Source organism: Bradyrhizobium sp. cir1 (assembly GCF_014198245.1).
Lineage (GTDB): Bacteria > Pseudomonadota > Alphaproteobacteria > Rhizobiales > Xanthobacteraceae > Bradyrhizobium.
Genome location: NZ_JACIHE010000018.1, coordinates 176,613 through 183,057 on the forward strand (window position 1 = coordinate 176,613; position 6,445 = coordinate 183,057).

A 6,445-nucleotide genomic window follows, 5' to 3' on the forward strand; every position below is an offset into this window, starting at 1 on the left:
GGATGCGATGACGATGCAGATCGCAGATACCGTGTCGCTCTCGGCCTCCGATGCCAAGGCACGTGCAGAGGCGCGCGCGCATGCGGCGGCAGCGCGCGACAACCTCCGCACCGAGCCGCGCGCGGTGCGCATCGCCATCATCACGCTGGCGATCATGTTCCTCACCGTCTTCGTCGTGCTGCCGCTGGTCGTCGTGTTCGCGCAGGCGTTTTCGCGCGGCGTCCTCGCCTATCTCGCCGCGCTCGCCGAGCCGGAGGCGATGGCGGCGATCAAGCTGACGTTGATCGTCGCCGCGATCTCGGTCGGCCTCAATCTCGTGTTCGGCCTCGTCGCCGCCTGGGCGATCGCCAAGTTCGAATTCAAGGGCAAGACTTTCCTGATCACGCTGATCGACCTGCCGTTCTCCGTGAGCCCGGTGATCTCGGGCCTCGTCTTCGTGCTGCTGTTCGGCGCCCAAGGCTATTTCGGCAGCTGGCTGCGCGACCACGACATCCAGATCCTGTTCGCGGTGCCCGGCATTGCGCTCGCGACCACCTTCGTGACCTTTCCCTTCGTGGCGCGCGCCCTGATCCCGCTGATGCAGGAGCAGGGCACGCAGGAGGAAGAGGCCGCGATCTCGCTCGGCGCCTCCGGCCTGCAGACCTTCTTCCGTGTCACGCTGCCCAACATCAAATGGGGCGTGCTCTACGGCGTCCTGCTCTGCAACGCCCGTGCAATGGGCGAGTTCGGTGCAGTCTCCGTCGTCTCCGGCCACATCCGCGGCGAGACCAACACCATGCCGCTGCTGGTCGAGATCCTCTACAACGAATACCAGTTCGTCGCCGCCTTCGCGATCGCCTCGCTGCTGGCGATGCTGGCGCTGATCACGCTGATCGCAAAAACCGTCCTCGAACGTCATCTCGACGAAGGAGAAGACGCAAGTGACCATTGAAGTCAGGAATCTCGTCAAGAAGTTCGGCAGCTTTGCCGCCCTCGACGGCGTCGACCTCAAGGTCGACAATGGCGAATTGCTGGCGCTGCTCGGGCCCTCCGGCTCCGGCAAGACCACCTTGCTGCGGATCATCGCCGGTCTCGACTGGCCTGATGCTGGCGAAGTTTCCTTCAACGGCGAAGACGCGCTGGCGCAGGGCGCGCGCGAACGCCATGTCGGCTTCGTGTTCCAGCACTACGCGCTGTTCCGCCACATGACGGTGTTCGAGAACGTCGCCTTCGGCCTGCGCGTGCAGCCGCGCGCGGTCCGCAAGGACGAAGCCGCCATCCGTGCGCGCGTCAAGGAGCTGCTCGACCTCGTGCAGCTCGACTGGCTCGCCGACCGCTACCCCAGCCAGCTCTCCGGCGGCCAGCGCCAGCGCATTGCGCTGGCCCGCGCGCTGGCGATCGAGCCGCGCATCCTGCTGCTCGACGAGCCCTTCGGTGCGCTCGATGCCAAGGTGCGCAAGGAGCTGCGGAAGTGGCTGCGCTCGCTGCATCACGAGATCAACGTCACCTCGATCTTCGTTACCCACGACCAGGAGGAGGCGCTGGAAGTCGCCAACCGCGTCGTGGTGATGGACAAGGGCCGGATCGAGCAGATCGGCTCGCCCGACGACGTCTATGAGACCCCGGCGACGGCCTTCGTCCACGGCTTCATCGGCGAGTCCATCGAGCTGCCGATCCACGTCGATGGCGGCGTGATCAGGCTCGGCGAACGGCCGCTTCAGCTCGCGGCGGAGGGCCTGGCGCCTGGCGCGTCAAGGCTGTTCGTACGGCGACATGACATGCTGGTCGGCCCGCCCGGCACCGGCGCCTTCGAGGGCGCGGTTCAACATGTCCGCAATTTCGGCCCGGTGCAGCGGGCGGAGGTCGCCTTGGCAGGCGGTGAGACCATCGAGATCGACGCCCCCCGCGACAAGGAACTGCGGGCCGGCGACACCATCGGCCTCAATCCCCGCCGCTACCGGATTTTTGCGGGCTGAGGCACTGTCATTCCGGGGTGGTCCGAAGGACCAGACCTCAGGTGCGCAATTGCGCACCATGGTTCGCGCTGGCGCGCGCCCCGGAATGACCCGTACGTTTTTCCTCAAAATTCACCTTTCAGCCACGGTTGGTATGCAACAACGGCCCCTCATTTGGGGGCCTCGATTCATGCGCGCTGCGGCCGCAATTCTCATCACTTTGCTGCTCGCCGGCTGCGCCGGCAACGAAGCACCGGTCCAGCAGCCGTCGATGTATACGGACATGGCGGTCCCGGGCGCCAAGCTCGATGCCCAGGCGGCCGCGATCATGATTTCGCAATACCGCCAGAACAACATGCTCGGCACGGTCGTGATCGACCCTGATCTGATGCGGCTCGCCGAATCCCAGTCCCAGGCCATGGCTGCCGCCAACAAGATGGACCATGATGTCCGCGCGCCGCTGGCCAAGCGCCTTGGCGCCGGCGGCTATCCGGCCACGGTTGCGGTCGAGAACGTCTCGGCCGGCTATCATACGCTGGCGGAAGCTTTTTCCGGCTGGCGCGACTCGCCTCCGCACCGCGCCAACATGCTCAAGAGCGGTGTCACAAAATTGGGCATTGCGGCGAGCTATGCTCCGGGCACCAAGTACAAGGTGTTCTGGACCATGATCCTGGCCTCGACCGAGCCCCGATAAGCCAGACTTGATCCCGGATGCATTGACGCGGCGGCGGACTGTCGCCACGGTGGCTTGCCTTTTGCTATTGTTCCCGCATGACCGATCATAGCCCGGAATCCACCAGCGTCCCCGCGAATGCGCAACGCGTCCTGGTCCTGCAGGGCGGCGGCGCGCTCGGCTCCTACCAGGCCGGCGCCTTTCAGGCGCTGTGCGGCTACGGCTTCGAGCCGGAATGGGTCGCCGGCATCTCCATTGGCGCGATCAACGCCGCCATCATCGCCGGCAACGAGGGCCACACCCGCGTCGAGCGGCTGAAGGAATTCTGGGAAATGGTGTCGGCGCCGGTGCCGTGGAAGCCGGTCGGCAAGAGCGATCACAGCCGCGAGCTGTTCAACTCGACGAGTGCTGCGCTGATCGCCACCTTCGGTGTGCCCGGCTTCTTCGTGCCGCGCGTCCCGCCCGCGCCGATGTGGCCGCCGGGCCATCCCGAGGCGGAAAGCTATTACGACACCTCCCCGCTCAGGAAGACGCTGGAGCGGCTGGTCGATTTCGACCGCATCAACGACCTCAAGACGCGCTTCTCGGTCGGCGCGGTCGGCGTCACCTCGGGTAACTTCAAATATTTCGACAATTACGAGTTCAAGAAGCTCGGCAAGAAGATCGGCCCCGAGCACATCATGGCCTCCGGCGCGTTGCCGCCAGGCTTCCCGTCCGTGATCATCGAAGGCGAGCATTATTGGGACGGCGGCATCGCCTCCAACACCCCGCTCGATTACGTGCTCGACGCAGAGCTCGCGCGCGACATGCTGATCTTCCAGGTCGATCTGTTTTCCGCCCGCGGCGATTTGCCGAATTCGCTGCTGGAGGCCGCCGAGCGCGAGAAGGACATCCGCTATTCCAGCCGCACGCGCATGAATACGGACAAGAACAAGCAGATCCACAATGCCCGCAGGGCCGTGCGCGACCTGATTTCCAAATTGCCCGATTATCTCAAGAACGACCCTTCCGTCGAATTCCTTGCCAAGGCATCACGTGAGAGCACCGTCACGGTGGTGCATTTGATCTATCGCAGCAAGAACTACGAATCCTCGTCCAAGGACTATGACTTCTCGCATGTCGCCATGGTCGAGCATTGGGAAGCCGGCGTGCGCGACGTGCACCTGTCGATGCGCCACAAGGACTGGCTCGACCAGCCGCAGTCCGGCGAGACCATGGTGACCTACGATCTCACGGGGGACGTCACCGCGCCCCCGGCAAAAAGGAGCGAATAGCATGGGTACTCTGTCAGGCAAGAACGCCGTCGTGACCGGTTCGACCAGCGGCATCGGGCTCGCCTACGCGCGCGCCTTTGCCGCCGCCGGTGCCAACGTCGTCATCAACGGCTTCGGCTCGCCGGAGGACATCGAGAAGGAGCGCGCCAAGATCGAGTCCGACTTCGGCGTCAAGGCGGTCTACTCGCCCGCCGACATGACCAAGCCGGCCGAGATTGCCGGCATGATCGCGCTCGGCGAGAAGTCGTTCGGCTCGGTCGACATCCTCGTCAACAACGCCGGCATCCAGTTCGTCTCCCCGGTCGAGGAATTCCCGCCGGAGAAGTGGGACCAGATCATCGCGATCAACCTGTCCTCGGCCTTCCACGCCATCCGCGCCGCGGTGCCCGGCATGAAGAAGAAGGGCTGGGGCCGCATCATCAACACCGCCTCGGCGCACTCGCTGGTCGCCTCGCCCTTCAAGTCGGCCTACGTGTCGGCCAAGCACGGCATCGCCGGCCTGACCAAGACCGTGGCGCTCGAGGTCGCGACCCACAAGATCACCTGCAACTGCATCAGCCCCGGCTATGTCTGGACCCCGCTGGTGGAGAAGCAGATCCCAGACACCATGAAGGCGCGCGGCCTGACGCGCGAGCAGGTCATCAACGACGTGCTGCTCGACGCGCAGCCGACCAAGGAGTTCGTCACCTCCGAGCAGGTCGCCGCGCTGGCGCTGTTCCTGTGCAGCGATGACGCCGCGCAGATCACCGGCACCAACCTCTCGATCGACGGCGGCTGGACCGCGGAATAGGTCGCGCCGGTTCAGCTCGCGCGCTGTCATGCCCCGGCTTGACCGGGGCATCCAGTACGACGCGGCTTATCGATTCAATCACGGCTTTCTCGGAGTACTGGATCGCCCGGTCAAGCCGGGCGATGACAGTGAGAGTGAAGCGGCGTTCTCGATCGTCGCCTATTTCCCGAACGCCAGCACGTGCAGTCCCAGCCGCTGCCGCACGATCCAGAACAGCAGCACCGTCTCGAAGGTGAGCGAGATCGAGGTTGCGGCGGCAGCGCCATGGCCGCCGAAGCGCGGCACCAGGATCACGCAGAGCACGACGTTCATCACGAAGGCCAGCGCATAGGCCAGCGCGCAGATCTTCTGCTGGCCGAGCATGTTGAGCAGGCGCTCGACCGGGCCGATCGCGGCGCGCACCACGAGGCCGATCGCGGCGACGAACATGATGTCGTAGCCGACCACGAATTGCGGCCCGAACAGCCAGAGCAGCGGCTTGCCGAGCGCGAGGAGCACGATGGTCGCCGCCAGCGACGGCCAGAACGTCCAGTTGATGGCGTGCGCGACATAAGCCGACAGGCGCGCCTTGTCGCCGCTGGCGTTGTATTCCGCGAAGCGATGCGCCGTCGTCGCCGACATCGCGTAGTGGATGAACGAGACCAGCGCCAGCGTCTTCACAACGGCGAAATAGACGCCGACCTCGTCGGACGGGCGGAACTGCTGCAGCACCAGCACGTCAGTGTAGGACAACAGCAGGTAGAAGCTCTCCACCAGCAGGATCGGCAGCGAGATTGCGAGCCAGCCGGCGACATCGTAGGCCTTCGGGCCCGGCTCGATGTGATCGGTGAGCTTGCGGTTCAAGACCACCATCTGCCCGGTCATCGCGATCCACACCGCACCCAGGCTCGCGACCATCGCGGCGACCGCGCCGAGATGATAGCCGAGCAGGAAGGCGCCAGCCGTGATGCCGATGATCAGCGCCTGACGGATGATGAATTGCGGCATCAGGCCGAGCTGCATCCAGTCGTGCGAGCGTGCGATGCCGTCCTGGGTGTTGGCGACGACGAAGGCGGGCAGCGTCATGCAGCCGATATAGAGCGGCAGCACCTCGGCCGGATCGATCCAGGGTGACAGCAGTTTGACGATGCTGGCAAGGCCGAGCGACACCAGCGTGGAGACGGCAAAAGTCAGCCAGCGGCTGCCGGAGAGGAAGCCGCGCAGCAGCGCATGCTCGCCGCTCGTGCGGTACTCCGGAATGATCTTCTGCGCGGAGGCCGAGATGCCGAAATCCATCATGCTGCCGAGCAGCAGCACCCAGGTCCACACATAGACATAGATGCCGTAGTCGGACGTGCCCATCCAGCGCGCGAGCAGCACCTGCGAGACGTAGGCAAGACCTGCGCTGATCACGCGGATGATGAAGATGGTGCCCGCCAACCGCCGCGTCAGCGACGCCTCGCTCGATCCGCCCGCGAGCTTGGCCCGCAGCCGCGCGATCAGCCCGGCCGGTCCGGTCGTTGCGGGTTGTGCGTCCATCACGGCCAATTCGAAAATCCCCAGCACGTTCCGCCTGCCGCGGCACGTTTGATGCGGTGGCTCCGGGAATTAGCAACCATTCGTTAAGATTCGGTTGGGTGGGGGCGCTATGGCCCCAATCTCCGCTGTCGTCCCGGACAAGCGCGCCCCAAGCGCGCGCCGATCCGGGACCCATATGTGGACGGCCCCCGTGGCACAAGAGCATTTTGAGGTTTGATCGGATCGCTTGCATCCATATGTCCGGCCTGTCGATGCG

General features: G+C 65.0%; 6 protein-coding genes. 5 read left to right on the forward strand and 1 reads right to left on the reverse strand.

Annotation, left to right across the window (positions count from 1 at the left end; genetic code table 11):
* Positions 1 to 7: 7 nt before the first annotated feature.
* The 5 genes from cysW to GGD63_RS29555 all read left to right on the forward strand — a co-directional run bounded on the left by cysW (position 8) and on the right by GGD63_RS29555 (position 4,671).
* Positions 8 to 931, forward strand: coding sequence for a sulfate ABC transporter permease subunit CysW (gene cysW / locus GGD63_RS29535; protein ID WP_183247161.1), 924 nt, complete (start codon positions 8 to 10; stop codon positions 929 to 931).
* On the forward strand, positions 921 to 1,955 hold the full coding sequence (locus GGD63_RS29540; RefSeq protein ID WP_183247163.1) for a sulfate/molybdate ABC transporter ATP-binding protein: 1,035 nt from the start codon (positions 921 to 923) through the stop codon (positions 1,953 to 1,955). Before cysW ends, GGD63_RS29540 begins: the two co-directional genes overlap by 11 nt.
* A 169-nt stretch (positions 1,956 to 2,124) precedes the next feature.
* Positions 2,125 to 2,628 carry a CAP domain-containing protein gene (locus GGD63_RS29545; protein ID WP_183247165.1) on the forward strand — a complete coding sequence of 168 codons (504 nt, stop codon included), beginning with the start codon at positions 2,125 to 2,127 and terminating at the stop codon, positions 2,626 to 2,628.
* 77 nt (positions 2,629 to 2,705) lie between these two features.
* Entirely contained in the window at positions 2,706 to 3,881 is a 1,176-nt protein-coding gene (locus GGD63_RS29550) for a DUF3734 domain-containing protein (protein WP_183247167.1), read from the forward strand.
* 1 nt (position 3,882) lies between these two features.
* On the forward strand, positions 3,883 to 4,671 hold the full coding sequence (locus GGD63_RS29555; RefSeq protein ID WP_183247169.1) for a 3-hydroxybutyrate dehydrogenase: 789 nt from the start codon (positions 3,883 to 3,885) through the stop codon (positions 4,669 to 4,671).
* Positions 4,672 to 4,830: 159 nt separating this feature from the next.
* Here GGD63_RS29555 and GGD63_RS29560 read toward each other — a convergent pair whose 3' ends face one another.
* Positions 4,831 to 6,198, reverse strand: coding sequence for a flippase (locus tag GGD63_RS29560; protein WP_183247179.1), 1,368 nt, complete (start codon positions 6,196 to 6,198; stop codon positions 4,831 to 4,833).
* Positions 6,199 to 6,445 lie beyond the last annotated feature (247 nt).